This is a genomic window from Halorientalis sp. LT38, assembly GCF_037031225.1.
Classification (GTDB): domain Archaea; phylum Halobacteriota; class Halobacteria; order Halobacteriales; family Haloarculaceae; genus Halorientalis; species Halorientalis halophila.
Genome location: NZ_JAYEZN010000001.1, coordinates 3,140,188 through 3,166,821, shown reverse-complemented (window position 1 = coordinate 3,166,821; position 26,634 = coordinate 3,140,188). Strand labels below are relative to the sequence as shown.

Here is a 26,634-nt window from a genome sequence, read left to right as displayed (position 1 = left end):
CACATAATGTGCCGGGTACGAAAGGGACGATGACATTCGTTCGCTCACGGAACTTTGACATGAGGTATTTCGACTTCACCATTTCACCGGAAGACGGGGCGATCCATCCCGCGGACAAGGTGATCGCCGACGAGCCGAGTGTGACGCGGGACGCGCTGATGCACGTCAACGCGCTGGGGGACGGGACCGGGGTGCTGCTCTACCGGATCTACGGCGAGCCCGAACCGTTGACCGACGCCATCGACGAGAGCACCGCCGTCCTCGCGTGGGACGTCCTCGACGTGCAGGACGACGTCTTCCACCTCTACCTCCACGTCCCGCCGGGCCAGCCCGCCGGTGGCCTGATGGCCCTGGCCCAGAAGTACGCCCTCATCATCGACACCCCGCTGAAGTACACCGACCAGGGCGGCCTCCGGACCACCATCGTCGGTACCCACGAGATGCTCCGGAAGGCCCTGGCGGAGACCCCCGACGGCGTCCGCTTCGCCGTCGAGCAGGCCGGCCAGTACTCGCCCGACCGCGAGGACATCCTGTCCATCCTCACCGACCGCCAGCACGAGGTGTTCGAGACCGCCGTCCGCGAGGGGTATTACGAGATCCCGCGGGAGGCGACCCACGAGGACATCGCCGACGCGCTCGGCTGTGCGCCGTCGACGGTCGACGAGCACCTGCGGAAAGCGGAGTCGCGGGTTCTGTCTGCGTTGATGAGGTAGGCGAGACTCGACCAGAGAGGGATCGGAGATCCCTCAGGCAGCCGGCGCGAAGCGCCGGCGACGAAGGGAGAGTCTCGTTATAGCGAGCGGGGAGTGCGAGGGTGAGCGAAGCGAATCCTCGACAAGCGAGCCGCGAGTTGCGAGGTCAAAAGCAGGGAGAGTCTCGCTTCAGTCGTCAGCCGGTGCCGGCTCGCCTTCGTAGATCTTCGTCACCTTGTCTTCGAATTCGGCTTTGATGTTCCGGCGTTTCTTCTTCAGCGACGGGGTCAGCATGTCGTTCTCCGGGGTCCACTCGAGGTGTGCCAGCTCGAACTGCTTGATGGTCTCGTGTTTCTCGAGGTTCCGGTTGACGAGCTGGACGTCCTCGTTGATCCACTCGCGGACGCGTTCGTCCTCGCAGATCTCCTCCTTGGAGGCGGGCAGGTCGATGTTTCGGTTCTTCGCCCACCGCTGGATGGCGCTGAAGTTCGGTACGATCAGCGCGCTGATGAACTTCTCGTCGTCGCCCATGATCATGATCTGCTCGATCCGCGAGGAGGTCGAGAACTCGTCCTCGATCGGTTCGGGCGCGACGTTCTTCCCGGTGTCGAGCACGATCAGGTTCTTCAGCCGGTCGTGGTAGGTGAGGTAGTCGTTGTCGCGGCGCTCGACGATGTCTCCGGTCTTGAACCAGCCGTCGGCGGTGAAGGCGTCCTCGGTCTTCTCGGGCATCTCCCAGTAGCCCTCGGTGACGTTCGGGCCCTTGATCAGGAGTTCGCCGACCTCGCCGTCGAGGTCCTCGAACTGATCGTCCGAGACCTGGGACTCGTCGATCCGGATCTCGATGTCCGGGAGGGGCGGGCCGAGGGTCCCCGTCCGCAGGTTCTCCGGGAGGTTCACGGTCACGACGGGGGCCGCCTCCGTGAGGCCATATCCCTCGAAGATGGGGATGCCCATGCCCTTGAACAGGTCAGCGAGGTCCTTGCTGAGGCTGCCGCCGCCGCTGACCATCAGGTCGATGTTCCCGCCGAGTTGTTCCTTGACCTGCTTGTACACGAGCTGGTTGGCGATCGAGCGCTTGACCTTCAGGCCCAGTCCCGGGCTTTCCGCACGGCCGTAGGTCCGGGCGACGTCGACGGCCCACTCGAAGATGCGCTCTTTGGTGTCCGAGCCGCTGGCCTGCTCGCGCATCTCGTCGAAGATGCGCTCGTAGACCCGGGGGACGCTCGACCCGCCGTCGGGCTTGATCTTCTGGATGTCTTCGCTGACGGTGTCCGTGCTCTCGGCGTACCCGACCGTGACGCCGGAGGAGAACATCAGGAAGTGCCCGGTCGTCCGCTCGAAGACGTGCGCCAGCGGCAGGAAGGAGATGGTCGTCCGGTCCGGGTGGAGCATCGGCACGTCGTCGGCCTTGTCCGGCCGCGGGCCGACGCGTTTGCGAAGCTGGTTGATGTTCGACCGGAAGTTGTGATGTGTCAGCTTGACCCCTTTCGGTTTCCCGGTGGTCCCCGAGGTGTAGATGAGACTCGCCAGATCGTGGACGTCCTGGGCGTCGATCCACGAGCGGTACTCGGCCTCGTCGAAGCGCTGCTCGCCCAGGTCGTAGACGTCCGCCAGCGTGTGGATCTGATCGACCTCCTCGTACTTCGTCAGTTCGTCCAGCACGACCACGAACTCCAGACTGAGTTCGTCCTGGACCTTCACGATGCGGTCGAGCAGGTACTCGTTCTCGACCACCACGCCCGTCGCCCCGGGGTTGTTGAGCAGGTACTTGATCTGTTTCGGGGAGGACTCGGTGTAGACCGTCGTGACCGTCCCGCCGGCGGCGAGCAGGGCGAAGTCAGACAGCGCCCACTCCATCCGGGGGTTCGACATGATCCCCACCCGATCGTCCTTCTCGACGCCGAGTTCCCGGAAGCCCGCGGCCAGTCGACGGACGATGTCGCGCATCTCCCCGTACGTGATCGACGTGTACTCGCCCGCGTCCGGTTCCGGGACGATGTCGGGCGTCAGCGACCGGGAGTAGATCCCGCCCTTGTACATCTGGGCCTCGTTGTCCGGGTACCGCTCGGTCGCCTCCTCGAACATCTCCGGGATGGTGTTGTCCCCGATCACCTCGTCCGTGTACTCCCGCTCTCGCTGTCGAATCTCTTCGATCGTGTCAGGTGGGGCCATGCAATTGGCTATCGCGTCAGCCGTTAAATATGCCCGGGTCGTTCACAGGTCCCGAAAGCGACAGTACGGTGCTTCCGCGCCCAATTCCGGTGGAAAAATCCCCCGGCACACGCGGTCGCTTCGCTCGGCGTCGGTGGCCGCCTGAAAATGCACCGTCAGGGATTTGAACCCTGGTCCTCGGCTGTCTTCTGCCGTAGCCTTCGTGTCAGACTTTCGACACCGAAAGGCCAAGATGATTGGCCGGACTACACCAACGGTGCGCATTACCAAGTCCGGGGGGTTCGGTAATAAACCCTGCTTTTCGGAGGCGTAGTGGGGATCACTCACAGTGCCGTCACTGGGTCCAGACGACGCAGGGCGCAAGCCAGATCGGCGACGGTGATGGCACCTGCAGACGGGACGAACGGCGAAAAAGGTCGGTGGGTATGGACAGCGAGCTGCGCTTACTGCCCTTCGAAGTCGGGCTCAGTTCCGGTAGACCTGCGGTCTATCGACCTTCACCCGATTTTTCGATCACTGACCCTCAAAATCGGGCTCAGAGTCGCCCATGAAGGAGGTCATGCCCTCCATGACGTCGTCCGTGCCGATGAGGTGGCCGAAGGCCTGGGACTCGACTTCGAGGCCGGCGTCGGTGTCGTCGCGGCCCTTCAGCATGGCGCGCTTGGTCATCTTCTGGGCGACCGGCGGGCCCTGCGCGAGCTGTTCGGCGAGTTCGAGCGCCTCGTCGAACAGGTCGTCCTTCGAGACCACGTCGCGGAGGAAGCCGAAGTCTTCCATCTCCGCGGCCTCGTAGCGCTCGGCGGTCATGATGATCTCCTTGGCGGGACCCTCGCCGATGACGTGCTTGAGCCGCTGGGTGCCGCCCCAGCCGGGCAGCAGGCCGAGGTCGAGTTCGGGCTGGCCGAACTCGGAGCGCTCGGAGGCGATCCGGATGTCGGTACACATCGAGAGCTCCATCCCGCCGCCGAGACAGAAGCCGTCGATACCGGCGACGACCGGCAGCGGACTCTCCTCGAGGCGGCCGAAGGTGGACTGGCCCTTCGCGGAGAGCTCCTGCGCGGAGAGCGGGTCGGCGCTGGTGGCCATCGACTGGACGTCGGCGCCGGCGGAGAAGGCCTTCTCGCCCTCGCCCGTGACGAGGATGGCGCGGACCTGCTCGTCGTCCTCGAGGATGTCGAGGGCCTGCTCGAGTTCGTCGAGCACGTCGAGGCTGATCGTGTTCATCCGGTGGGGCCGGTCGATCTTGACGTGGCCGACCTGCTTCTCGGCGTGGCCCTCCGGGACGTCGACGTCGATGCGCTCGACGGCGATGACCTCGAAGTCGGGACCGGCGTCCTCGTCCTCACCTGCCCCCTCGTTGAAGCCGCCCTGTTCGGCGGCCTCCGAGAGGTACTCCGGCGGCTCGTAGCGGGCCGCGCCGGTCTCCTCGTAGAGCGTCTCGAGCTTCTCGAGACACTTGCCGACGCCGTACTCGTCGATGGTCTTGGTCGGGCCTTCGGGGAAGCCGGCGCCCATCATGACGGCCTCGTCGATGGCCTCGGGCGGGGCGACGTCGCCGCCGACGAGGTTGGCGATCTCCTTGGCGAGGGCGGCGTTCAGCCGTTCCTCGACCTCTTCGCTGTACTCGTCGGTCGGGACGTCGGCGCCGTCGCCGTCCTCGTAGTCGTAGAAGCCCTTGCCGGTCTTCTGGCCGAGCTCCTCGTTCTCGACCTTCTCGACCATGATCGGGGCGGGCTCGTACTCGTCACCGAGCACGTCGTGCATGTAGTCGAGGACGTGGTAGGAGATGTCGATACCGGTCATGTCGGCCAGCTCGAAGGAGCCCATCGGGAGGCCCATGTGGTACTTCGTCGTGGAGTCGATCTCCTCGACGGTGGCCACGTCCTCGCTGAGCATCCAGCAGGCCTCGTTCATCAGGGGCACGAGGATGCGGTTGACGATGAAGCCCGGCGAGTCCTTCCGGACGCGGACGGGGGTCTTGCCGAAGTCTTCGGCCAGATCCACGATGGCGTCGACGGTCTCGTCGGCGGTGTGGGCGCCGTTGATGACCTCGACGAGGTCCATCCGGATCGGCGGGTTGAAGAAGTGCATCCCGCAGAACTGCTCTTTCCGGTCGGTGACCTCCGAGAGGTCGGTAATCGAGAGCGAGGAGGTGTTGGTCGCGAAGAGCGTGCGGTCGGGGGCGTACTCCTCGACCTCGGCGTAGACGTCCTCCTTGATCTCCATCTGCTCGGGGACGGCCTCGATGATGACGTCCGCGTTGCCGACGGCCTCCTCCATGTCGACCAGCGGCGTCACGTTCGCGAGGGCCTCCTCGGCCTCCTCGTCGGTGAGCGTGTCCTTCTCGGCCAGCTTCTTTAGGCTCCACTCGATGTCCTCGTAGCCGCTCTGGACGAACTCCTCTTTGATGTCGCGCAGTCGCACGTCGTACCCTGCGATGGCGGCGACCTCGGCGATGCCGTGGCCCATATTGCCGGCACCGAGCACCGCGATTGTCTCTATGTCTTCGAGTTGCATGAGTCGTTCAGAGTCTCTCCGCCCGCCCCTTTCAACGTTTTTCTTTGCCCGCGAAAACGTATTACAGTCCGTGTCGCGTTTATTCTCGTTCGTAACATCGTAACCTGCTGGCGCCGCTCAGCTTACAACGACTGGGGAGTTGTAGACTGATCACAAACCATTATGTACGACAAACCCTCACGATGGCGTATGGATTTTGAACAGCCAGAGGGCATCGACCAACTTCGCAAGGAAATCCGCCGGTTCGGCGAGAACGAGATCGTCCCGGTCGCCAACGAGTACGATCGTGAGGAGAAATATCCCCACGAGATCATGGACAAGGCCAACGAGATGGGCCTGCTCGGGGCCTCGATCCCGATCGAGTACGGCGGTGCCGGGTACTCGATCCTCGAGAACATGATCATCGTCGAGGAGCTGTTCGCCATCGACCCCGGGATCGGGTTCTGTATCGTCGCGTCCTCGTTCGGGACGGAGGCGATCCAGGAGTTCGGGACCGAAGAGCAGAAAGAGCAGTTCCTCGAGCCTGTCGCCAAAGGGGAGAAGGTCTCCGGCGCCGCCATCTCGGAGCCCCACGCCGGGTCCGACGTCTCCTCCATCTCGACGCGCGCCGAGAAGGACGGCGACGAGTTCGTCATCAACGGCAACAAGATGTGGATCTCGAACGGGACGGTCGGCGACTTCTTCGTCGTCCTCTGTCAGACCGACCCCGACGCCGACGGCCGGTACAACGGTTTCTCCCAGATCATCGTCGAGTCCGACCGCGACGGCTTCCAGGCCGACAAGATCAAGGGCAAGCTCGGCATCCGCGCCTCCGACACCGCCGAACTCATCTTCGACGACGTTCGCGTGCCCGAGGAGAACCTCGTCGGCACCGAAGGCATGGGCTTCCTCCAGCAGATGCAGTTCTTCGACGCCACCCGCCTCGGCGTCGCCGCCCAGGGTGTCGGTGTCGCCAAGGGTGCGGCCGACGCCGCCCTCGAGTACGCCCAGGAGCGCGAACAGTTCGGCCAGCCCATCTCCGAGTTCCAGGCCATCCAGCACAAGCTCGCCGAGGCCTACACGGACATCGAGGCCGCGCGGAACCTGACCTACAAGGGCGCCTGGTCGGTCGACGAGGGCGAGCAGATCACGAAGCTCGCCTCCATGGCCAAGGAGTACGCCTCCCGCATCGCCGTCGACGTCGCCAACGAGGCCGTCCAGATCCACGGCGGCGCCGGCTACGTCGACGACTTCCCGGTCGAGCGCTTCTACCGTGACGCCAAGATCCTCCAGATCTACGAGGGCACCACGGAGATCCAGAAGAACATCATCGCTCGCGAGCTGCTCGGCAAGGGCCTCTCGTAAACCGGCGGTCAGTCAATCGCCTTTTTCGTTAACACTGTTAGACGGTGCTAGTTTTTATTGTCCAGTGGTAACTACAGAGCGGAGAGAGCCACATGGATTTCGAACTATCGGACGAACTGCGGCAGATCCGCGAGGAAGTGCGTCGGTTCGGCGAGAACGAGATGGCGCCGGTCGCCAACGAGTACGACGAGAAGGAGAAATTCCCCCACGAGGTCGTCGAGAAGGGGGCTGAGATGGGGCTGACGGGAACGTCGATCCCCGTCGAGTACGGCGGTGCCGGCTACTCGACGCTGGAATCCATCGTCATCGCCGAGGAGCTGTACGCGATCGATCCCGGGATCGCCGGGGCGGTGCTGGGAACGTCGTTCGGCTGCGAGGCCATCATGGAGTTCGGGACCGAGGAACAGAAAGAGCGGTTCCTCCCCGACGTGGCCGCCGGCGACAAGATCTCCGGCGCGGCCATCTCGGAGCCCGACACCGGGTCGGACGTGTCCTCGGTGAGCACCCGCGCCGAGAAGGACGGGGACGAGTGGGTCGTTAACGGCAACAAGATGTGGATCACCAACGGCTCGGTCGGTGACTTCTTCGTCGTCCTCTGCCGGACCGACCCCGACGCCGACGGCCGCTACAACGGCTTCTCCCAGATCGTCGTCGAAGCGGATCGGGACGGCTTCGAGGCCGACAAGATCACCGGCAAACTCGGGATTCGGGCCAGCGACACCGCCGAGTTGCTCTTCGACGACGTCAGAGTACCAGCAGAGAACCTCGTGGGGACCGAGGGCATGGGCTTCCTCCAGCAGATGCAGTTCTTCGACGCGACGCGAACGGGCGTCGCCGCACAGGGCGTGGGCATCGCCAAGGGGGCGGCCGAGGGCGCGCTGGAGTACGCCCAGGAGCGCGAACAGTTCGGCCAGCCCATCTCCGAGTTCCAGGCCATCCAGCACAAACTCGCCGAGATGTTCACCGACATCGAGGCCGCGCGGAACCTGGTGTACAAATCGGCCTGGTCGGTCGACAACAAGGAGGAACAGCTGACGACGCTGGCGTCGATGGCCAAGGAGTACGCCTCCCGCGTGGCGGTGGACGTGGCCAACGAGGCCGTCCAGATCCACGGCGGCGCCGGCTACGTCGACGACTTCCAGGCCGAGCGGTTCTACCGGGACGCCAAGATCACCCAGATCTACGAGGGCACCACGGAGATCCAGAAGAACGTCATCGCCCGCGAACTCCTGGGCAAGGGGATCTAAACCGGGCGGGCGGTCCGGCGGCGGCCACCCGGGACCGTCCCGGCCCTCGTCGTCCCCGTTCCGGACAGCATTTATATTCGGACGGTGACTACCCAGTACCCATGCGCGTCCAGCGTTCGCACGCGACTCGCTCGCAGTCGACCAGCCCCGCCAGTATCGCTGGCTGTCGCCGCTGTTGACTCCCTTCTCGACCCGCTGGACGCATCGACCGGCCGACCGCGCGACTCAGGATCACTCACAATGTTCGAACGACTCGACGACCTCAGGAAACACCTCACCGAAGACGTCCGCACCGCGCTGGCGAAGGACCCGGCGGCCAAGAGCGCGCTGGAGGTCGCCTTGCTGTACCCGGGCCTCCACGCCGTCTGGCTCTATCGCATCGCACATCGCCTCTGGACCGGCGACCACCGACTGGCGGCCCGGGCGCTCTCTGAGTTCGCCCGCTTTCTTACCGGCGTGGAGATCCACCCGGCGGCGACGATCGGTCGCCGGCTGTTCGTCGACCACGGCCAGGGCGTCGTGATCGGCGAGACGGCGGAGATCGGCGACGACGTACTCATGTACCACGGCGTGACCCTCGGCGGGGCCTCGATGCGCCGGGAGAAGCGACACCCGACGGTTCGGGACTGCGTGACCCTCGGGGCGAACGCGACGCTGCTCGGCGACATCACCGTGGGCCGCGGCGCGACCGTCGGAGCCGGATCGGTCGTCACCGACGACGTTCCGGCCGGCGCGACGGCCACGGGCGTCCCCGCCGAGATCACCGAGCACGCGGGGGACGAGCCCCCCGAAACCGGGCCGGCGGCCGAGACCGAAGCGCCCCACTGGCTGACCGACTGCTGACGGAACGCCTTTCTTCGGCCGGTGCCTGGGAGGCGACGTGAACGCGGCATACGACCACCTGGAGACCGACCCGCACCTCGGGCCGCTGATCGAGGTCCACGGTCGCCTGTCGATCGAACCCGCCGAGGACTTCTTCGAGCGCTTCGTCGTCTCGATCCTCCGCCAGCAGGTGTCTATGGCGTCGGCGGCCGCGACCCGCGAACGGCTGTTCGACGCCGTCGAGGTGACGCCCGCACGCATTCTCGCGGCCGACGACCAGCTACTGCAGGACGCCGGGCTCTCCGAGGCGAAGACCCGCTACGTGAACAACGTCGCCGCGGCGTTCGAAGAGCGGGGCTGGAGCCAGGACCTCTTCGCCGGGATGGACGACGACGCGGTCCGGTCCGAACTGACCGACGTGGCAGGTGTCGGGCCGTGGACGGCGAACATGCAACTGTTGTTCTCACTGGGGCGCCAGGACGTGTTCCCGGTCGGCGACCTTGGCGTCAGGAAGGGGATGGAGACCGTCTTCGACGAGGAACTCACGCGGTCGGCGATGATCGACCGGGCCGAGCGCTGGCGACCGTACCGGAGTTACGCGACGCTGTATCTCTGGCGCGTCGAGGAGGACATCGCCGAGAGCGTGGCGGAAGTGGTCGGCGAGGACTAGACGGCGAAGACCGGGCGGGTCGCGTCCTGGAGGACGCGATCGACCACGCTCCCGATCTGGCCGCGGCCCTCGTGGGTCTGTCCCTGGTACCCCATGACGATGGCGTCGGCGTCGACCTCGTCGGCGTACGTGACGATCTCCTCCTGTGGCACCCCGTGGCAACTGCGGGTTTCGATCTCGATACCGTGGTTGTCCGCCCGCTCGGCGAAGTCGGTGAGGTAGCCGTGGCCGGTGTCTTCGATCTCGTCGATCACCAGTTCCGTGCTGCTCAACCCGGGCTCGCCGTACAGCCGGGTGTCGACGACGAAGATGGCGTACAGCGCGGCGTCGAAGCGCTCGGCGAGTTCGAGCCCGTGTTCGATGGCCCGGTTCGCCCCGTCGCTCCCGTCGATCGGAACCAGAATCGTATCGTACATACCCCACCTGGGGCCGCGAGCGCCGTAGTTAGAGACCGGTTTCGTGACCGCGAGGCATCGGCTGGCCGTCGCCGCATCGTCTGGCCGTCGCCGCGTCGACGCGAGCGCACTCGTCGCGGAAGGGCGTCCTTACTCCTCGGTAACGTCCGCTTCTTCCTCTTCCGCGTCGACCTCGGACGCCGGGTGGTCCGCCCGCCTGGTCACGTCGACGTGGTAGTGTTCGAGCACGTCCCGACCGAGCAAGAGCGGATAGTCCATGTGGCTCCGGTCTTCGACGCTCGCGGTGACGGTGTGCTGACTGCCGCCGACGCCGACCACGAGATCGACGACCGGCCGGGAGCGGCCCTCCTTGAGACTCCCGGAGCGGATCTTCACGATGTCCTTGATCGGCCCGGTCCCGATGTCCGCCGCCAGCGAGGCGTCGATGCTCGTCCGCGTCGCGCCGGTGTCGGACTTCGCGTAGACGGTCTCGGCCCCGCGGGTGCCACGGACGACCACCTCCTCGATGTATCCGATGACGACCGGATCGGTCGGGCCGGACCGGTCGACGGCGGGCATACACGCGGGGCGGGAGTCGTCCAGTTCGGTCGTCAGCTCTGCGACCGCCGCGTCGTCCACGTCGCCGCCCGCCCGTTCGATGGCGAGTTTAGCGATGGCGGGGGCCGGGCTGACGCCGGTCGCGGCGAACAGGCCCCTGAACCCCGCCGTCGGGTTGACTTCGAGCACGTACCAGCCGTCGGGGCCCTCGATCATATCGACGCCGGCGTAGTCGAGGCCGACGGCGGCGGTGGCGTCGCGCGCGATCTCGCGGACCTCCTCGGGCACCGTCTCGGTCACGTCGGCGGTCTCGCCGCCCAACGCGACGTTGGTGCGCCACTCCGCGTCGCTCGCGGTCCGGGACATCGCGGCGATCACCTCGTCGCCGACGACGTAGACCCGGAGGTCGCTGTTCGGGTCGTCGGCGGGCGCGAGGTACTCCTGGAGGAAGGCCTGGCGCGGGCCGACCTGTGCGGTGACGGCGTTGCCCGCGTCGACCTTCCAGGTCCCGCCACCGTGGGTGCCGATGGCGGTCTTGTAGACCGCCGGGTCGCCGAACCGCTCGCGGTCGGCCTCGAGCCGGTCGCTCGACAGCGCGAGCAAGGCGTCGGGGACCGGCACGCCCGCCTCGGCCAGCGCGGTGGCCGTCGCGAACTTGTAGGTGGCCGTGAGCGTCGGTCCCGGTGGGTTGAGCATCGGGCGCAACTTCGCGATGGTGTCGGCCAGCCCGAGCCCTTCGGCGGGCTGTTCCTGCTTCGAGAGCAGGAGGCGGTTGACGATCACGTCGGCGTCGGGTTCGAGCGTCGCCCGGCCGTCCCGGACGTCGACGGCGGTGTTCGACGCGCGCAGCCAGACGGCCTCGTGGCCCAGCGCGGCGACTGCGTTACAGATCGCCTTCGACTCCTTGCTGGTGTGGAGACTGAGGACGCCGACGGTGATTCCGGAGGAGTCTGCCATGCCGAATACTCGACCCGCCGACTCGTATGTGTGGTGGTCTGCGTGCGATCGTCGGCCGGTTTCCCGACTCGAAGGGACTGGACAGTTTTTGTACCTGCCAGTCCGAGGGGTTGCCATGGCCGACGGGGCGTTCACGTACAGCGGTGGCCGGGTCGAACCCGGCGAGACCGAGGACATCCGGGTGCCGGTCAGCGAGACCTACCTCGGCGACCCGATCCGGATCCCGGTCACGATCAGCAACGGCGAGCGGCCGGGCCCCACGATGTTCCTCAGCGCCGCGGTCCACGGCGACGAACTCAACGGCATCGAGGTCGTCCGCGAGGTGGCCCAGGAGTGGGACCACGAGGGCCTCGAGGGCACGCTCGTCTGCCTCCCCGTCCTCAACGTCATGGGCTTCATGGCCCAGCAGCGCTACCTCCCGATCTACGACCGCGACCTCAACCGGTCCTTCCCGGGTTCCCCTGACAGCACCAGCGCCCGCCGGATGGCCGCCCGGATCTTCTCCGAGTTCGTCGAGCCCTGCGACATCGGCATCGATTTCCACACCTCGACCCGCGGCCGGACCAACATGCTCCACGTCCGCGGGGACACGGACGACCCGGAGGTGAACCGCCTCGCGAAGGCCTTCGCCTCCCACGTCGTCATCTCCAGTCAGGGGCCCTCGGGATCGCTCCGCCGGGAGGCAACCGACGCCGGCGTCCCGACGATCACCGTCGAGATGGGCGAGGCCCACCGCTTCCAGCGGGACCTGATCGACGCCGCCCTCCAGGGGGTCGTCAGCGTCATGGCCGAGTACGGCCTCCGACCGGCCGACGCCGTCCGCTGGCCCGGGTGGCGCACCCTGGTCGACGATCAGGACGACAAGACCTGGCTCCGGGCGAACGCCGGCGGCCTCGTGGAGATGCATCACGCACAGGGCGCGCTCGTCTACGAAGGCGACCGCATCTGCACGATCACCAATCCGTTCAAGGCCGCCTCCGAGACCGTGTGCGCCCCCTTCACCGGCGTGGTCGTCGGCGTGCTGGAGAACCCGCTCGTCTACCCCGGCAACCCGCTCTGTCACCTCGTGCGACTCGACGAGGACACGCTCCGGGCCGTCGAACGGGAGCAAACGCCGTAATTCGTCGCGGAACCGTCGCTCGGATCACGCCGACCGGTCGACCGGATCAGCCCTCGTGTTCGAGGCCCTCGTACAGCGTCACGACCCGGTCTTCCTCGCCGTCGACGCGTTCGGGGTAGATCGCGATCGCGCCGATGTGGTCGTCGCCGTGCTCGAACTTCGTCGCGTGGATGATCACGTCGATCTCCTGCCCGCTCAGTTCCGTGGTGCCGTCGAACTGCTTCACGCTACGGGTCTCCCCCAGGATCGACAGGTTCCGGGTGCCGGTCTGTTCTTCGACCTGGACGTTGCTGTGCTCCGTGTTGAACTGGTTCAGGATGTCACGCTCGGACATGTCGTCGAGCGGGTTGAACGACTGGCCGGCGACGGAGATCTGCGGGCTCGAGAAGGCCACGAAGGCCGCGGCCTCCTGCTCGCCGAGGCCGGAGATGCCGACCTGTCGTTCGTACTGGGCCATGTGGTTCGTCACGACCACTTCACGGGTCTGTCCCGCCGCCTCGACCTCCCGCGAGATGTTCTGTTCGGTCACGTTCGTCTCCTCGTAGCTCGTCTCCTCGAGGGCCTGCTCCGACACCGTCGCCGGCGAGGCGCTGAAGGTGGCGGGTTCGTTCCCGAGGAGGAACCCACAGCCCGCCGTCACCATCACCGCTGCGACTGCAACCGTCGCGAGTATTCGTCTGTTCATCGTCTACCCGACAGTTTCGCGAGCCCGATGTTATGGGTTTTGGCCGGGGATCGGGAGGCCGCGTCCGTGTGACGGGCTCTCAATTCGGGCGGCCACAGGCCGGACGAACGGGCGGAAAACCGTCGTCGAAGCTGACAGTCGGAACCGAACATGAGCGGGGCGTCGGGGGCTGAAAATCGCGATTCGGAGCCGAGGTAGAAACTACTAAACACCCCCGGTCCTTGGCTCCGAACGTTATGAGTCAGTCGTACGACCGGGGCACCATCGAGGACTTCGGCCGGTGGCGAGAGTTCACCGCCGGCATGTGGGCCTGGATCTTCCACAAGTTCTCGGGCTGGGTGCTCATCGGCTACCTGTTTACGCACATCGCGGTGTTGAGCACTGCGACCCAGAGCGGGGCCATGTACACGGAGACGATCCGTGGGCTGGAGTCGCTCGTCGCGGTCCGCGTGCTCGAAGTCGGCCTCCTCGCGGTCGCCGTCTTCCACATCCTCAACGGGGTGCGCCTCCTGTTCGTGGACCTCGGTGTCGGGCTTGAAGCACAGGACAAGAGTTTCTACGCGTCGCTCGTCGTGTCGGCGGCAATCGTCGTCGCGAGCGTGCCGACTTTCCTCGCGGGGGCCTTCTGAGATGGCTGAACACTACTCTTCGTTCGACCGGAAGGGGACGCGCTGGTTCCTCCAGCGCGTGACGGCGGTCTTCCTGATCGGCGTCCTCGCCTTCCACTTCATGCTGCTTCACTTCGTCAACCACGCCGCCGAGGTCACCTTCCTGGGCACCCAGGCCCGGATGCAGCAGGTGGGTTACTTCGGCACGATGGTCGCGTTCCTGGTCACCGCGACCTTCCACGGCGTCAACGGCGTCTACAACGCCCTGATCAACCAGGGGCTCGACGGCTCGCAGAAGCAGGCCGTCAAGTGGGTCCTGATCGTCGCGAGCGCGATCCTGATCCTCCAGGGCGTCCGCACGGCACTCTACATGGCAGGGATCATCGCATGAGCACGGAAGTCACCGAGAAAGAGACCGAGGCACAGACCGAGACGGAAGCCGAGTCGGGCGAGTCGGCCCACCAGTCCCGGCGCATGGAACAGAAGCGCCAGCAGGCGTCCCAGCGCGACCTGGAAGAGGAGGCCCGGACCGAGATCGACGAGGCCGAGCAGACGATCGAGGTCAAGGTCTTCCGCTTCGACCCCGAGGTCGCCGGCAAGGAAGAGCCCCGGTTCGACACCTTCCACGTCCCCTTCTTCAAGGGGATGACGGTGCTCGACGCGCTCATCTACGCGCGAGACCACTACGACTCTTCACTTACCTTCCGGCACTCCTGCCGGCAGGCCATCTGCGGGTCCGACGCCCTGTTCGTCAACGGGCGCCAGCGCCTGGGCTGCAAGACCCAGATCGCGGACCTCGAAGACCACCTGAACTCGACCATCCGGATCGAACCCCTCCCCCACCAGGAGGTCGTCAAGGACCTCGTCGTGGACATGGAGCACTTCTACGACCAGATGGAGGCCGTCGAACCGTTCTTCGACGCCGACGAGCTCCCGGACGGCGACCTCGAAGAGCAGCGCCAGGACCGGGAGAACCGCGAGAAGATCAAGATGTCGACGCGCTGCATCTGGTGCGGTGCCTGCATGTCCTCCTGTAACATCGCGGCCGGCGACAACGAGTACCTCGGCCCGGCGGCCATCAACAAGGCCTACCGCTTCGCGATGGACGAACGCGAGGGCGAGGACCGCAAACAGCAGCGACTCAACATCATCGAGCAGGAACACGGCGTCTGGCGCTGTCAGACCCAGTTCTCCTGCACCGAGGTGTGCCCGAAGGACATCCCGCTGACCGAGCACATCCAGGAACTCAAGCGCGAATCGGTCAAGAACAACCTGAAGTTCTGGTAACCAATACATGTACGAACACGACGTACTCGTCATCGGCGGCGGCGGAGCCGGACTGCGCGCGGCGATCGCAGCCCACGAAGAAGGCGCCGACGTGGCGATCGTGACGAAGCTCCACCCCGTCCGCAGCCACACAGGCGCGGCGGAGGGCGGTATCAACGCGGCGCTCCGGGACGGCGACTCCTGGGAAGACCACGCCTACGACACCATGAAGGGCTCGGACTTCCTGGGCGACGCCCCGGCCATCGAGACGTTCGCCAAGAACGCCCCGGAAGAGGTCATCCAGCTCGAACACTGGGGGATGCCGTTCTCCCGCGAGGACGACGGCCGCGTCTCCCAGCGCCCGTTCGGCGGCCTCTCCTTCCCGCGAACCACCTACGCCGGCGCCGAGACCGGCCACCACCTGCTGCACACGATGTACGAGCAGGTGGTCAAGCGAGGCATCACGGTGTACGACGAGTGGTACGTCAGCCGACTCGCCGTCACCGACCACGACGACCCCGAGGACCGCGAGTGTCACGGCGTCGTCGCCTACGACATCAAGACCGGCGAGATCGCCGGCTTCCAGGCCAGCGGCGGCGTGATCCTGGCCACGGGTGGGTTGGGGCAGGCCTTCGACCACACCACCAACGCGGTGGCCAACACCGGCGACGGCCCCGCGATGGCCTACCGCGCCGGCGTCCCGGTCGAGGACATGGAGATGATCCAGTTCCACCCGACCACGCTCCCCTCCACCGGCGTCCTCATCTCCGAGGGGGTCCGTGGCGAGGGCGGCATCCTATACAACGACCAGGGCGAGCGGCTGATGTTCGAGTACGGCTACGCGAACAACGAGGGCGAACTCGCCTCCCGCGACGTCGTCGCCCGCGCCGAACTCACGGAGGTCAACGAGGGCCGCGGCATCGAGGACGAGTACGTCCACCTCGACATGCGCCACCTCGGCGAGGAGCGCATCCTCGACCGCCTCGAGAACATCCTCCACCTCGCGGAGGACTTCGAGGGCGTCGACGGCCTCGAAGAGCCGATGCCCGTCAAGCCCGGCCAGCACTACGCCATGGGCGGCCTCGAGGTCGACGAGCACGGCGAGACCTGCATCGACGGCCTCTACGCCGCGGGCGAGTGCGCCTGCGTCTCCATGCACGGCGCGAACCGCCTCGGCGGGAACGCCCTGCCCGAACTGCTCGTCTTCGGCGCCCGCGCCGGCTGGCACGCCGCCGACCGCGACCTCGGCGAGGCCCAGATCGGGACCGGCCCCTCCGCCAAGAGCGAAGACGAGGACGTCGACACGCCCGTCTCCCCCGGCGCCATCGACGCCGGCGACGAGGACGTCGCCGCCGACGGCGCCCTCGTGGAGCCCACCGAGGTCCTCGACCACCACGTCACCGCCGAAGAGCAGCGCGTCGAGTCGCTGCTCGAGAAGGACGAGGGCGTCAACCACGCCGAGGTCCGCGCCGACGTGCAGGAGACGATGACCCAGAACGTCAACGTGTTCCGCGAGGAGAGCAACCTCAAGGAGGCCCTCGAGGACCTCCGCGTCGCCCGCGAGCGCTACCAGGACGTCTACGTCCGCGACCCCTCGCGCACGTTCAACACCGACCTGATCCACACCATCGAGACGCGCAACATCATCGACGTCGCCGAGGCCATCACCCTCGGCGCCCTGGCCCGCGAGGAGTTCCGCGGCGCCCACTGGCGCGCCGAACACCAGGAGCGCAAGGACGACGAGTGGATCAAGCACACGATGCTCGCCTGGAACGACGGCAACCCCGACCTCTACTACAAGCCCGTCATCCTCGAAGGCGAGGACAAGACCTACGAGCCGAAGGAACGCTCCTACTAGACCACCTTTTTTCTTCGTCGGGTGCCGCGCGGAGCGCGGCACCGCTCCTCGAAAAAACGTGGGCGAAAAAAGAACTCGGCGCTCCCTTCGGTCGCGCCGAGCGAACCCCGCGCCTCCGGCGCGCGGATGCTGGACCGCGAACGCGTCGCTTCTTGCGACCGCACATTCGACCCAGCTACGGCTCCAGATCGTGTCGCTCCAGTAGTTCCGGCACGCTCGCGGGATCCATCTCCAGATCGTAGGCCGCGTTCAGTTCTTCCAGTCGAGCTATCGTCTCCTCGTCCGGGACGCCGTCCTCGGGGAGGACCGCGGCCGTCTCCTCGAAGTAGCCCGCGAACTCGCCCGGCGCGACGATCTCCAGGAATCGCAGTTCCTCGGGCCCCGGGTTCCAGAAGGTGTGCCAGACGCCGCGCTCCTTGACCGCGGCCTCGCCGGCTTCGACCGTCGAGACCTCGTCGTCCTCCCGGACGCCCATGACGCCCTCCAGCACGTAGGAGATCTCGTCTTCGTTCTCGTGTCGGTGCATCGGTGCGGCGAGTTTCCCCGGCGCCAGCGTGTGCTCGACGACCGCCACCCCGCTCTCGCTCTCCGTCGGCCCGACGGCCAGCGCCGCGCCGAGGTTCTTCCGGAGCCCCGCGTCGACGTCGTACCGCTCGTCGTCCTCGCTCATTCGAAATCCGGGTGTGCCAACCCCAAGCGCTATTGACACGATCGGCCGGCATAACTGTGCGGGTCGATTCACAGGCCTTCGATCGGCGTGGCGTGGTCCACACGAAGGCGAGTCTGGAGTCACGAGTCGGCGGTTCCGCTTTGCGCGCTGGGCGGGATCGGTGTTCGCGCTCCGTCCGTGACCGGACCGGGTGGACGCGTGCGGACGCGTCGCACAAGTCACCGACTTCCAGCTATCCGCGGTCGACAGTCGATGCGTAACAAAGCCGGGCTCTGTCGTACGAGGGCCGCATGCATCCCTCAATTGACGGTGATCGCACGTGAACCGGCGCACGGGACTGCTCGTCTCGCTGGCGGTCCTCGCGTGCACCGCGGTGCCGGCCGCGGCGGCGCAGTCGGCCCCGGAGACGGCGGCGGCGGACTCGGCCCTGACCTCGGGCGAGACCCACTGGATCGGACAGGAACTGGCCGTCCGGGGCGGCGACGCCGACGCGGCTTACGACCTCCGGACCGTCGAGGACGGCGAGGTCGGCGACTACGTCCGGTCGATCTCAGTCGGAGAGAACGGGACGGCAGTCGTCGACACCGCGTCGCTATCGGCTGGCGGGTACGTCCTCGTCGACGGTGACGGGGCAGTGGTGGCGACCGACGCGTCCGGCGTTCGGACGGGCGGCGACGCGAGCGTCGACGAGGCCGCCTTCGACCTGGCCGAGCAGTCCCTCGAGGTGCGGACGGCGGACGACGACCAGACGAGCGCGACGCGGGATCTGACGGTCGTCTCCGAACGGACCGGTTTCGACGTCGAGATCACCGCCGACGAGCTGTCGGCCGACGAGGTCCGGGCCGTCTTCGGCGGCACGGCGACCGACGACGGGACCCGGGTGACCGTCGACGGCGAGGAACTGACGGGCAATCTCTCGGCGTTAGATCCGGGTCGGTACCGCTTCACGGTCGCGGTGACTGACACGGACGCGACCGACGAGGTCACCGTAACGGTCGGAGAGCCGATCGAGACGGCGCTCGACGGCGCCGAGTTCTCGGGCGCGGTCGGTGACACCGTCGACGTGGACGTGAACGTGCCGGCCGGCGAGTCGGGCCGGCTCACGGTCGGCTCGACCGACGTCGGATACGTCACGACCGTCGCCTTCACCGACGACGGCGACGGGACGGTGACGCTGTCGCTGAACACGTATCTCGCGGGCGGGCACCGCGGCGCGGAGAGCCAGGCGTGGTCCGCGGACGGCGGGACGATCACCAACGTCTCCCGGACGACGCCGGCGCTGTCGGACCCGCTCGAACCGGCGCTCTACGACGTGAACCTGACCGTCGCGGGTGACGAGCCGGCAACCGGTGCCATCGCGCTGGAACCTGCGTCGGTCGAGAACCTGACGCTGAGCGCCGCTCCGGAATCTGCCTTCGGCGACGACCCGGCCGCCCTCGATCGGAACGCGACCGATCAGGTCGCGGTCGGTGACACCCTCGTCGTGACGGCGAACGCGACCGGCGTGTTCGGCGCGCTCTTCGCCCGGCCGGGGTCGACGACCGAGCGGTTCCGATCCCTGCTCGCGTCGGACGTCGCGGACTTCGAGTTCACCCCCGAGTCGAGCGACGACGAACTCGACGTCAACCGGAGCTTCGAGAACGACGCATTCGACGTGTACGCTGACGAAGACGCGAACAGGCTGTTCGTCGTCCTCGACACGGCCGCGCTCCGGTACGAAGGCGATCCCGGCCGCGTCGGCGACGGCGACGAGTACACCGCGGTCTTCGAGATCGACGAGGACGGCGGCATCGTCACCGAGGCCGCGACCCAGTCGGCGTCGATCCGACTCGTCGAGCGATCGCTGACCTTCGATACCCGCCCCGACGGGACCCTCGCGGTGGCCCCCGAAGCCGACGCGCGGCTGACCGGGACGACCACGCTCGCTCCCGGGAGTCGATTCGAGGTCCGGGCCCGCTCGTCCGGGAACTTCCTCCGGCGAGCCGACGTGACGGTCGGCGCGGACGGCCGGTTCGCGGCCGACATGAACCTCTCGGGCGTCGAACCCGGGACCGAGTTCACCGCGAGCGTCGACGCCGTCGACGCCGAGACCGAGGGCGTCGTGACGAACGAGACCGGGACGAACGCGACCGCCGACGGCCCAAGCGGCGAGGCGACCGCGACGGGAGCGGGCAACACGACGACGGACGCCGATTCCGACGCCTCCGGCGACCTCGCCGCGAACGCGGCCGAAGGCGGGGCCGCCGACGACCGCTCCGGTGAGGAGGAGACAACGCGGAGCGGAACCGAGTCGAGCGGGACCGGAGTGGGCTTCGCCCCGGCGGCCGCGCTGGCTGCGATCGCGGCCGTCGCGCTGCTCTCCCTGCGTCGCTCGCGACGCGAGTGAGGACGGTCCGAGAGGTCATCTGGAGGCCCTGATCGCGGCGGTCGTGGCCGATCGACTGACCTGACCACGGGCGGTTCAGGCCGCGTCCTCGCGTCCGCCGGCCTCCGCGTCGGTCGCCGACCGGCCCGTGAGCACCGATCGGAGCGAGTGCGGACTGTGCTCTCTGAGGACGCCGAGAAGGTTCGCCGCGAACGCGACCGCGCCGAGGGAGACCAGTCCGCCCGCGAGCGCGACGAGCGAGTCGGGACCGAATCCAAGGTCGGCGGCGATCAGCGCCGCGGTTCCGGTTCCGAGCAGGGTGAAGTCGGCCGCGGCCAGCCGGTCATCGTAGAGGTCGTCGATCATCGGCACGTCCTCGAAGCCGAGCAGGTCGCTGTAGCGGTGGACCCAGACGATGAACGGGACGACGTGGTAGAGCGTCCCGAGCACGACGAAGCCGACGATGCCCACGGCCAGGAGGTGGGCCGCCCCCGGCGCGCCGAAGCGCGCGGCGCGGGCCAGCGGATCGGCCAGCCAGACCCGGACGGTGAGCAGGCTCCAGCCGGCCATCGCGAGCGCGACGACCGCGTATCGCGAGAGCATCGGCGTCCACGCCACCTGCGTCTCGACGAGGCGGCGCGCGAGCAGCACGGCCATTCCGGCGACGGCGGCGACGACCAGCAGGCCACCGACGCGGGCGAGGGCGGCGTTCCCGACCAGCCGGCCGCCAGCGAGCGCGAGCACGCCGACGGGATAGCCGTAGGCCTCGACCCGCTGGAGGTGGTGGTCGATCCCGTGGAGTTCCGTCTGCGTGAACATGGTCGCGAGCTGGTAGAGCGCGCCGAAGACGGTCGTGAGGATCGCGCCGAACACGGCGAGGGTCGCGTGCGCGCCGACGGCTCCCGATCGAGTGACCGGGAGGCCGGCGAAAATCGGCGCCGCGTAGTCGAGCGCGAGCAGGAACCCCAGCCCGGTCACGAGGACGAAACAGCCGAGCGCGAACGCGAAGTGGGCCTCCGTGACGTCGAGGTCGTCGATCCGGGCGAGCGTCCGACCGAGGTTGTAGGCGAAGGTCCAGAAGCCGGCCACTGCGAGCGTGCCGAAGACGTGGACCCAGGGCAAGGCGCCGGCGAGGAAGCTGCCCGCCATCCCGAGCAGGCCGGCGGTCACCAGCCACAACTGGGCGGCGGCCAGCCGACGGGAGTATAGGGAGACGCCGGACCAGACGGGCACGAACTGCGTCATCGCGCCCATGATGGTGATGCAGACCCAGCCCGCGAGCAGGAGGTGGACGTGGGCGAGACTCGCGATGCCCTGGAAGCCCACGACGGCGTCGACGACGGCGATCAGGGCCCCGCCGACGAGAAATGCCACGGCGACGACGAAGTGGCGCAGCGGGACGGTCATCGGCGGCCCCCCGTCGGTGTCGATGTCGCCGGGTACGACGCTCATGTCTCACCGTAGGAACCGCCCGTCCGAACGCGTGTGCCCGAACGTGTTCGCCAGGTGGCCGGGTCCCTCTGCCCCCTATTGCTCGCGATCAGGCGTGTTCGATGTCGACGTGGAACGTCTCGGGACCGACCTGCTCGGTCTCGTGGACGAACCCGCGCTGGTCCAGGACCTCGTAGAGCGGGACGGGCTCGAAGCTGTTGATCAGGCGCAGTCGCTCGCCCTCCGGGAGCTCCGCGAGGGCGGCCATGATGTCCTCGAACGGTTCGCCGTCGATCTCGCGGACGTCGAGCCGTCTGTCCGTGGGTGCGTCCTGACTCATACCAGCACATCGGCCACGGTCGCGGTATATATTGTCCCGAAATTGTTCGTGGCGGTCGAGGGGGCCAGCGGATCGATCGTCACTCGATCGTCCGCGGCTCCTCGCCGGTGTCGAGCGGTTTCGGCTCGGCCTCCTCGTCTAAGTCGTGGGTGGAGTATCGGCTGACGGCGTCGGTGGGACATAGCCAGACGTCGGCGGCGAACCAGGCGAACAGCTTCGTCGCCTGCTCGTAGGCCACGTCGGCGTCGGGGGCGGTGACGCTGCCGACGTATCGCATGCGGCCGTCTGACTCTTCGCGGACGAACACCTCCCACTCGCGTTCGGTCGCGTCACGTGGCTGGTCGCCGACGCGCGCGCGTTCGGGTTTCTCGACCATGGTGATCTTCGGATCGGGGACGGAGAGTCGGTTGTGCCGAACCCGTTCGTTACAGGTCGTAGCCGGCGTAGTCCATCAGGTCGGCGAAGATGTCGGTGTCCATCGCCTCCTCGTAGACGATGCCGGTGACCATGCCGCCGGGGTAGGACGCGGCGGCGTCGAGGCCGTTCGTGGCGTGGTTGACCTTGTGGCAGTGCAGCAGGTAGATGCCCGGTTCGGCGTTGGCCTCGAACTCGATGGTGTGGCGTTCGGCGGGCGAGACGTTGGTGATGTCACGCTCGTACTGGAGGGGTTCGGGGAGCTGGGTCCCGTCCTTCTCGACCAGTTTGAACCGGTGGTTGTGGGTGTGCATCGGGTGGGACATGTACCCGCCGACGTTCACGTAGTGGACCCGCACCGTGTCGCCCTGGCTGACGATCAGCGGCGAGCCGTCCTCCGGGTGAAGGGTACGGGGGAGGCTCCGCCCGTTGATCGTGAACACGTCGGCTTTGCGTCGGTGGGCGCTGTAGCTCACGTCCTCGCCGGCGTACATCCGGGAGAGTCGGGAGTCCCAGTCCTTGATGGTCAGGAAGTACTCCCGGTCTGCCTCCTCGTACCCCGCGGGATCGACACGGAAGATGCCGTACATCCCCATCTCGATGTGCTTGTGGGTCTGGTAGTGACAGTGGTAGCCGTGGGTACCGGGCGTGTTCGCCGGGATCTCGTAGGTGTGTTTCTCACCGGCCGGGACGGTGATCCCGGACGTCGTCGGGACGCCGTCGTCCTTCCAGGCCTTCTGTACGCCGTGGAAGTGGACCGTGTGCGGCCGTTTCCCGTTCGTGTTGTCCAGCGTGACGTCGATGACGTCCCCCTCCTGGGCCCGGAGGACGGGGCCGGGGACGCTGGGCTGACCGTCGTCGGCCTGGAAGGCCCACACCCGCGGGAGTTCGATGGGACCGCCCAGCGAATCTTCGGGATGGACCGGGAGCCGGGCAGGTTTCGTCTTCAGCGTGACCTGGTTGTTCTGTTCGGCGAGGTCGATCATCTCCGGCGGGGCCGCCGCCGGTAAGGACGACTGGTTCCCCTGCGATGCCGTCGAATCGGGCGTTCCGGCCGTGTTCTGCGCTTTCGGTGCCGACTGACACCCGGCCAGCCCGACGGTCGCTGCACCGCCGGTTGCTTTCACGAAGTCGCGACGCGAGAACCGCGTTCCGGGCGCACTCATCTGATCGCTCATGACACCCGGATATTGTGGGGGTTAATATATACAGGGAAGGGACATTCCAACTCCCCGAGAACGGGTCCGAACATGTTCGTCTTCGTGACGGGGTCCCTGAGAGGCGACGGCCGACGTGGTCCGGGTCGGCGGAGGACGGGCTTGCACACGCCGGTTTGAGGCTTTTCCGGGTCGGTGTGGAACATCGGCCGTGCGTCTGGTCCAGCTTTCGGTCCCCGACGAGCGACGCGACGACGTCGTCGCCCACCTGCGCGATCAGGGCATCGGGTACTCGATCGTCCCTGGGGGCGCCGAATACGACGACCGGTCGTACGTCTCCTTCGTCGTCCCCGCCGACGCCGTCGAGCACGTCCTCGAGGATCTGGCGGCGGTGGGCTACGAGCGCGAGTGGTTCACCGTCGCGATCGAGACGGAGTTCGCCGACTTCGAGGGGCGGGACGAACTGCAGGCTCACTGGGCGAACACGCCCAACAAGATCGCCCCGCGGACGCTGCGCTCGAAGGTCGTGGACATGCGCTACAACACCAGAGCGTACCTCTGGATGATGGTCCTCAGCGCGATCGTCGCCGTCGCGGGGATCTTGCTGGCCTCGCCGGCCGTCGTCGTCGGGTCGATGGTGCTGGCCCCGATCGTGAGCCCGATGCTGACCGCGAGCGTGGGCGCCGTCCGGGGCGACCAGGAGATGCTCTACGAGAGCGTCAAGATGCAGGTCCTCGGCCTCGGCGTCGCCGCGCTGGCCGCCACCGCCTTCAGTCTCCTCCTCAAGTGGTTCTTCGCGGTGCCGCGGGTGCTTGCCGTGGCGAGCCTGGAGCTCGTCGCGCTCCGGATCTCGCCCGGCATGCTGTCCGTCGCGGTCGGGTTGGCTGCCGGTGCGGCCGGCGCCTTCGGGCTGGCGACGAAGGGACAGGTGAGTATCGTCGGCGTCATGATCGCCGCCGCCCTGATCCCGACCGCAGGCGTCGCCGGCATCGGGTTCGCCTGGATGGAGTTCCAGGTCGGCCTCGGCGCGCTCGTCTTGCTGTTCATCACCATCGTGGCGGTCAACGTGGGCGCGTTCCTGATGCTGTGGTACCTCGGCTACCGGGCCGAGGCCAGCGCCGAGAAGTCCCTCGCCCTGGACTCGCCGGGCCGGGCGGTCAGCGTCGCCGCGACCCTGGTCGTCGTCGTTGCCATCCTGCTGTTCGTCGGCGTCGGGTTCTACCAGCAGAGCACCTTCGAACGGGAGGCCAACGCCGCCGTGACGGACGTGCTGAACCGGGGCGGGTACGACGACCTCGGCGTGGTGGAGACCTCCTACGAGTACACCGGCATCGGCCCGTTCACGTCGCCGACCACGGTCACCTATACCCTCCGACGGACGAGCGATCGGGGGTACGCGAGCCTGCCGGCCAGGTTCGAAGACCGAATCGCGGCGGCGACGAGCCGGGACGTCGTCGTCCAGATCCGGTTCGTCGACTACCGGGTCGCCGGGACCGAGACCACGGCGGCCGATCGCTCGACGGAAACCCAAACTCCGGCACTGCTGGCCCCCGTGGGCTGACGATGACCGACCGGCGACGACCGCTCGACGCTGGCTCTCTCGACGGCGACCCCAACGCCGTGGTCGCGTCGGCGAGACCTGATCACTGCCCCGACCAAAACGTATTTGCCCCTCTCCGTCGTGGGTGTGAGCAAGCTCGCTTGGTATAGAGAAAGCGAGGTTGTATACAGATGTCACAGGACACACTCGTACTCGTCGGGCAGGAGGGCACGCACGACGGGGCAACCCTGGCGACGCACGCGACACGGATCGAGCGGCGCGGCGCGGTCGACCGCGCCCGGGCGGTCACCTACGCCGAGGAGCCGGGCCGGGAACTCCGGGAGACCTTCCGGACCGTCGCCGACGGCGTCGTCTACGTGTTGCCCGCCTCGCTGGCCCACAGCCGGGAGACGACGGACGTGCTCCCCCGGACCTTCCCGGCGTTCGAGGGCACCGTCCGGTACTGCGAACCGATCGGTCGGAGTCCGGCGATCACCCGGCTGGTGACCGAGCGCGCGACCGAACTCGTCCCGGCGGGCCCCGATGCCACGCTCGTCCTGGTCGGCCAGGGCAGCAGCTCACAGCCCTACAACCGGCAGATGACGGAGTACCACGCCTCGCGGATCGCCGCGGAGACCTACTACGCCGCCGTCGAGCCGTCCTATCTCCTGCAGAACCCCGCGGTCGAGTGTGTCCGTTACGCCGTCGAGACCGAGCGCTCGGTCGCCGTCCCGCTCTTTCTGACCGCAAACGAGACGACCGATCGGCGAGTCCCCGCGAAGCTCGAACTCGACCGCGGCGGGGTCGCCTACGCCGACCCGCTGGGCGAACACTCGCTCGTCACCGACGCGATCGAGGGCGAGATCACCAGACAGCGCGCGCTCGCCAACGCCGAGGACGCGCGACCGACCTCCTTCGAGGACGCGCTGGTCAGCGGCGCGAAGACGGTCGCCACCGACGGCGAAGGGCCGGTCTAGGCCCGCCTGACGACCAGGACAGACAGATCGGAAAAGGGTGTGTCCTCCGGACCGTCGCCGTCCGCGTACGTCGCCAGCTTACCGAGCGTCGTCCGCGTGATCGACTCCCCGTCGTGCGTCAGCTTCTCGCAGACCAGCGCGTCCAGCGACGCCGCCGCACCGGCCTCCACCAACTCGGCCGCCACGTCCCCGGGCATCAGGTCGTACGGACGGGGGAGCACCAGCAGGTGCCGGTTACCGACGTGCTCCCGGAGCCGCTCGAGATCCGGCCCGAGGTCACCGCTCTTGTGCAGCGTCACGAACTCGGCGTCCTCCATCGGGGTTCGGGCCCGCGAGGCCGCCACCTGCAACGCGGAGATGCCGGGGACGACTCGCACTGGCCCCGCCTCCTCACTCTCGACGGCCTGCTCGACCTTCCCGAGGAACTGGTACCCGGAGTGGTTCGGGTCGCCCATCAGGACCGCCGTTCCCGTCTCGCCAGCGGCCACGCGCTCACCGAACCGGGCGAGGGTCTCGCCCTCGTCGCGGTAACCACAGGTGAGCAGGTCGGCGTCGGTCAGGTCGGCGACGAACTCGACGACCGTCTCGAACCCGACCACCACGTCCGCCGCCTCGATCGCGCGCCGCCCGCGCGGGGTCAGGAACTCGAGGTTCCCGGGACCGATTCCGACGGCGTGAACCGAGCCGGCCGACTCGGCCGAGGCCGTCGCTTCTGGCGCCCGGGCCGCGAACGCCGCGGGGTCCGGTCCCGAATCGAGGTCGTAGTCGCTCTCGGCGTCGCTCATAGCCCGAGGTCGCCGTTTTGCAGCTCGCCGTTTCTCGCGGT

The 26,634-nt window shown here is 67.4% G+C and carries 24 protein-coding genes and 1 tRNA gene; 13 read left to right on the top strand and 12 right to left on the bottom strand.

Going from position 1 to position 26,634, the window contains the following annotated elements:
- Positions 1-59: 59 nt before the first annotated feature.
- Entirely contained in the window at positions 60-713 is a 654-nt protein-coding gene (locus tag U5918_RS16380; protein WP_336002735.1) for a helix-turn-helix domain-containing protein, read from the top strand.
- Positions 714-881: 168 nt separating this feature from the next.
- On the opposite strand, the gene U5918_RS16375 is transcribed toward U5918_RS16380, so the two are convergent.
- The 3 genes from U5918_RS16375 to U5918_RS16365 all read right to left on the bottom strand — a co-directional run bounded on the left by U5918_RS16375 (position 882) and on the right by U5918_RS16365 (position 5,384).
- Entirely contained in the window at positions 882-2,867 is a 1,986-nt protein-coding gene (locus U5918_RS16375) for an AMP-dependent synthetase/ligase (protein ID WP_336002733.1), read from the bottom strand.
- Positions 2,868-3,015: 148 nt separating this feature from the next.
- A tRNA-Glu gene (locus U5918_RS16370) sits at positions 3,016-3,127 on the bottom strand.
- Positions 3,128-3,380: 253 nt separating this feature from the next.
- Entirely contained in the window at positions 3,381-5,384 is a 2,004-nt protein-coding gene (locus U5918_RS16365; protein ID WP_336002731.1) for a 3-hydroxyacyl-CoA dehydrogenase/enoyl-CoA hydratase family protein, read from the bottom strand.
- 189 nt (positions 5,385-5,573) lie between these two features.
- On the opposite strand from U5918_RS16365, the gene U5918_RS16360 reads away from it, so the two are divergent.
- From U5918_RS16360 to U5918_RS16345, 4 genes are all read left to right on the top strand, one after another.
- Complete coding sequence (locus U5918_RS16360) at positions 5,574-6,728, top strand: acyl-CoA dehydrogenase family protein (RefSeq protein ID WP_336002729.1); 1,155 nt, start codon at positions 5,574-5,576, stop codon at positions 6,726-6,728.
- Positions 6,729-6,820: 92 nt separating this feature from the next.
- Complete coding sequence (locus U5918_RS16355; RefSeq protein WP_336002728.1) at positions 6,821-7,975, top strand: acyl-CoA dehydrogenase family protein; 1,155 nt, start codon at positions 6,821-6,823, stop codon at positions 7,973-7,975.
- Between the two features lie 240 nt (positions 7,976-8,215).
- Entirely contained in the window at positions 8,216-8,818 is a 603-nt protein-coding gene (gene cysE / locus U5918_RS16350) for a serine O-acetyltransferase (protein WP_336002727.1), read from the top strand.
- Positions 8,819-8,855: 37 nt separating this feature from the next.
- The gene (locus tag U5918_RS16345) at positions 8,856-9,467 is read left to right on the top strand and encodes a DNA-3-methyladenine glycosylase family protein (RefSeq protein WP_336002725.1); all 612 of its coding nucleotides are present in this window, start codon (positions 8,856-8,858) and stop codon (positions 9,465-9,467) included.
- On the opposite strand, the gene U5918_RS16340 is transcribed toward U5918_RS16345, so the two are convergent.
- Both U5918_RS16340 and U5918_RS16335 read right to left on the bottom strand, forming a co-directional pair.
- Positions 9,464-9,883: a universal stress protein gene (locus U5918_RS16340; protein WP_336002723.1), complete on the bottom strand. Its 420-nt coding sequence runs from the start codon at positions 9,881-9,883 to the stop codon at positions 9,464-9,466. The two genes, U5918_RS16345 and U5918_RS16340, sit on opposite strands and share 4 nt — an antisense overlap.
- Before the next feature lie 129 nt (positions 9,884-10,012).
- Positions 10,013-11,377 (bottom strand): RimK family alpha-L-glutamate ligase, encoded by a 1,365-nt coding sequence (locus tag U5918_RS16335; protein WP_336002721.1) that lies wholly within the window; start codon positions 11,375-11,377, stop codon positions 10,013-10,015.
- Between the two features lie 115 nt (positions 11,378-11,492).
- Between U5918_RS16335 and U5918_RS16330 the strand changes: the two genes are divergently transcribed.
- Positions 11,493-12,497, top strand: a complete 1,005-nt coding sequence (locus tag U5918_RS16330) for a succinylglutamate desuccinylase/aspartoacylase family protein (RefSeq protein ID WP_336002719.1) — start codon at positions 11,493-11,495, stop codon at positions 12,495-12,497.
- Positions 12,498-12,543: 46 nt separating this feature from the next.
- Here U5918_RS16330 and U5918_RS16325 read toward each other — a convergent pair whose 3' ends face one another.
- Positions 12,544-13,182 (bottom strand): DUF6517 family protein, encoded by a 639-nt coding sequence (locus U5918_RS16325; RefSeq protein ID WP_336002718.1) that lies wholly within the window; start codon positions 13,180-13,182, stop codon positions 12,544-12,546.
- A gap of 236 nt (positions 13,183-13,418) precedes the next feature.
- On the opposite strand from U5918_RS16325, the gene sdhC reads away from it, so the two are divergent.
- The 4 genes from sdhC to U5918_RS16305 are packed head-to-tail and all read left to right on the top strand — an operon-like array spanning position 13,419 to position 16,914.
- Entirely contained in the window at positions 13,419-13,811 is a 393-nt protein-coding gene (sdhC, locus tag U5918_RS16320; RefSeq protein ID WP_336002717.1) for a succinate dehydrogenase, cytochrome b556 subunit, read from the top strand.
- A gap of 1 nt (position 13,812) precedes the next feature.
- Complete coding sequence (locus U5918_RS16315; RefSeq protein ID WP_336002716.1) at positions 13,813-14,181, top strand: succinate dehydrogenase hydrophobic membrane anchor subunit; 369 nt, start codon at positions 13,813-13,815, stop codon at positions 14,179-14,181.
- Positions 14,178-15,077, top strand: coding sequence for a succinate dehydrogenase/fumarate reductase iron-sulfur subunit (locus tag U5918_RS16310; RefSeq protein WP_336002715.1), 900 nt, complete (start codon positions 14,178-14,180; stop codon positions 15,075-15,077). Before U5918_RS16315 ends, U5918_RS16310 begins: the two co-directional genes overlap by 4 nt.
- A gap of 7 nt (positions 15,078-15,084) precedes the next feature.
- Positions 15,085-16,914 carry an FAD-binding protein gene (locus U5918_RS16305; protein WP_336002714.1) on the top strand — a complete coding sequence of 610 codons (1,830 nt, stop codon included), beginning with the start codon at positions 15,085-15,087 and terminating at the stop codon, positions 16,912-16,914.
- Positions 16,915-17,089: 175 nt separating this feature from the next.
- Here the strand turns inward: U5918_RS16305 and U5918_RS16300 are convergent, their stop codons facing one another.
- A complete protein-coding gene (locus U5918_RS16300; RefSeq protein WP_336002712.1) occupies positions 17,090-17,584 on the bottom strand; it encodes a cupin domain-containing protein in 495 nt (164 codons plus the stop codon).
- Positions 17,585-17,903: 319 nt separating this feature from the next.
- Here U5918_RS16300 and U5918_RS16295 point away from each other — a divergent pair, with 319 nt between their 5' ends.
- Complete coding sequence (locus U5918_RS16295) at positions 17,904-19,970, top strand: BGTF surface domain-containing protein (RefSeq protein ID WP_336002710.1); 2,067 nt, start codon at positions 17,904-17,906, stop codon at positions 19,968-19,970.
- A 75-nt stretch (positions 19,971-20,045) separates the two neighbouring features.
- Here the strand turns inward: U5918_RS16295 and U5918_RS16290 are convergent, their stop codons facing one another.
- The 4 genes from U5918_RS16290 to U5918_RS16275 all read right to left on the bottom strand — a co-directional run bounded on the left by U5918_RS16290 (position 20,046) and on the right by U5918_RS16275 (position 23,312).
- A complete protein-coding gene (locus U5918_RS16290) occupies positions 20,046-21,401 on the bottom strand; it encodes a hypothetical protein (protein WP_336002708.1) in 1,356 nt (451 codons plus the stop codon).
- Between the two features lie 88 nt (positions 21,402-21,489).
- Positions 21,490-21,720, bottom strand: coding sequence for a DUF2249 domain-containing protein (locus U5918_RS16285; RefSeq protein ID WP_336002707.1), 231 nt, complete (start codon positions 21,718-21,720; stop codon positions 21,490-21,492).
- Positions 21,721-21,799: 79 nt separating this feature from the next.
- On the bottom strand, positions 21,800-22,096 hold the full coding sequence (locus U5918_RS16280; RefSeq protein WP_336002705.1) for an Htur_1727 family rSAM-partnered candidate RiPP: 297 nt from the start codon (positions 22,094-22,096) through the stop codon (positions 21,800-21,802).
- Positions 22,097-22,145: 49 nt separating this feature from the next.
- A complete protein-coding gene (locus U5918_RS16275; protein ID WP_336002704.1) occupies positions 22,146-23,312 on the bottom strand; it encodes a multicopper oxidase domain-containing protein in 1,167 nt (388 codons plus the stop codon).
- Between the two features lie 190 nt (positions 23,313-23,502).
- Here U5918_RS16275 and U5918_RS16270 point away from each other — a divergent pair, with 190 nt between their 5' ends.
- Positions 23,503-24,852: a DUF389 domain-containing protein gene (locus tag U5918_RS16270; protein ID WP_336002702.1), complete on the top strand. Its 1,350-nt coding sequence runs from the start codon at positions 23,503-23,505 to the stop codon at positions 24,850-24,852.
- A gap of 170 nt (positions 24,853-25,022) precedes the next feature.
- On the top strand, positions 25,023-25,808 hold the full coding sequence (locus U5918_RS16265) for a CbiX/SirB N-terminal domain-containing protein (protein ID WP_336002700.1): 786 nt from the start codon (positions 25,023-25,025) through the stop codon (positions 25,806-25,808).
- On the opposite strand, the gene U5918_RS16260 is transcribed toward U5918_RS16265, so the two are convergent.
- On the bottom strand, positions 25,805-26,593 hold the full coding sequence (locus tag U5918_RS16260) for a cobalt-precorrin-7 (C(5))-methyltransferase (RefSeq protein ID WP_336002699.1): 789 nt from the start codon (positions 26,591-26,593) through the stop codon (positions 25,805-25,807). The genes U5918_RS16265 and U5918_RS16260 overlap by 4 nt on opposite strands.
- Positions 26,594-26,634 lie beyond the last annotated feature (41 nt).

What these genes read in the sequence shown, in the direction of transcription:
- U5918_RS16380 (WP_336002735.1), top strand. Translation starts at nt 60, where the DNA reads ATGAGGTATTTCGACTTCACCATTTCACCGGAAGACGGGGCGATCCAT.
- U5918_RS16375 (WP_336002733.1), bottom strand. Translation starts at nt 2,867, where the DNA reads ATGGCCCCACCTGACACGATCGAAGAGATTCGACAGCGAGAGCGGGAG.
- U5918_RS16365 (WP_336002731.1), bottom strand. Translation starts at nt 5,384, where the DNA reads ATGCAACTCGAAGACATAGAGACAATCGCGGTGCTCGGTGCCGGCAAT.
- U5918_RS16360 (WP_336002729.1), top strand. Translation starts at nt 5,574, where the DNA reads ATGGATTTTGAACAGCCAGAGGGCATCGACCAACTTCGCAAGGAAATC.
- U5918_RS16355 (WP_336002728.1), top strand. Translation starts at nt 6,821, where the DNA reads ATGGATTTCGAACTATCGGACGAACTGCGGCAGATCCGCGAGGAAGTG.
- cysE (WP_336002727.1), top strand. Translation starts at nt 8,216, where the DNA reads ATGTTCGAACGACTCGACGACCTCAGGAAACACCTCACCGAAGACGTC.
- U5918_RS16340 (WP_336002723.1), bottom strand. Translation starts at nt 9,883, where the DNA reads ATGTACGATACGATTCTGGTTCCGATCGACGGGAGCGACGGGGCGAAC.
- U5918_RS16335 (WP_336002721.1), bottom strand. Translation starts at nt 11,377, where the DNA reads ATGGCAGACTCCTCCGGAATCACCGTCGGCGTCCTCAGTCTCCACACC.
- U5918_RS16330 (WP_336002719.1), top strand. Translation starts at nt 11,493, where the DNA reads ATGGCCGACGGGGCGTTCACGTACAGCGGTGGCCGGGTCGAACCCGGC.
- U5918_RS16325 (WP_336002718.1), bottom strand. Translation starts at nt 13,182, where the DNA reads ATGAACAGACGAATACTCGCGACGGTTGCAGTCGCAGCGGTGATGGTG.
- sdhC (WP_336002717.1), top strand. Translation starts at nt 13,419, where the DNA reads ATGAGTCAGTCGTACGACCGGGGCACCATCGAGGACTTCGGCCGGTGG.
- U5918_RS16315 (WP_336002716.1), top strand. Translation starts at nt 13,813, where the DNA reads ATGGCTGAACACTACTCTTCGTTCGACCGGAAGGGGACGCGCTGGTTC.
- U5918_RS16310 (WP_336002715.1), top strand. Translation starts at nt 14,178, where the DNA reads ATGAGCACGGAAGTCACCGAGAAAGAGACCGAGGCACAGACCGAGACG.
- U5918_RS16305 (WP_336002714.1), top strand. Translation starts at nt 15,085, where the DNA reads ATGTACGAACACGACGTACTCGTCATCGGCGGCGGCGGAGCCGGACTG.
- U5918_RS16300 (WP_336002712.1), bottom strand. Translation starts at nt 17,584, where the DNA reads ATGAGCGAGGACGACGAGCGGTACGACGTCGACGCGGGGCTCCGGAAG.
- U5918_RS16290 (WP_336002708.1), bottom strand. Translation starts at nt 21,401, where the DNA reads ATGAGCGTCGTACCCGGCGACATCGACACCGACGGGGGGCCGCCGATG.
- U5918_RS16285 (WP_336002707.1), bottom strand. Translation starts at nt 21,720, where the DNA reads ATGAGTCAGGACGCACCCACGGACAGACGGCTCGACGTCCGCGAGATC.
- U5918_RS16280 (WP_336002705.1), bottom strand. Translation starts at nt 22,096, where the DNA reads ATGGTCGAGAAACCCGAACGCGCGCGCGTCGGCGACCAGCCACGTGAC.
- U5918_RS16275 (WP_336002704.1), bottom strand. Translation starts at nt 23,312, where the DNA reads ATGAGCGATCAGATGAGTGCGCCCGGAACGCGGTTCTCGCGTCGCGAC.
- U5918_RS16265 (WP_336002700.1), top strand. Translation starts at nt 25,023, where the DNA reads ATGTCACAGGACACACTCGTACTCGTCGGGCAGGAGGGCACGCACGAC.
- U5918_RS16260 (WP_336002699.1), bottom strand. Translation starts at nt 26,593, where the DNA reads ATGAGCGACGCCGAGAGCGACTACGACCTCGATTCGGGACCGGACCCC.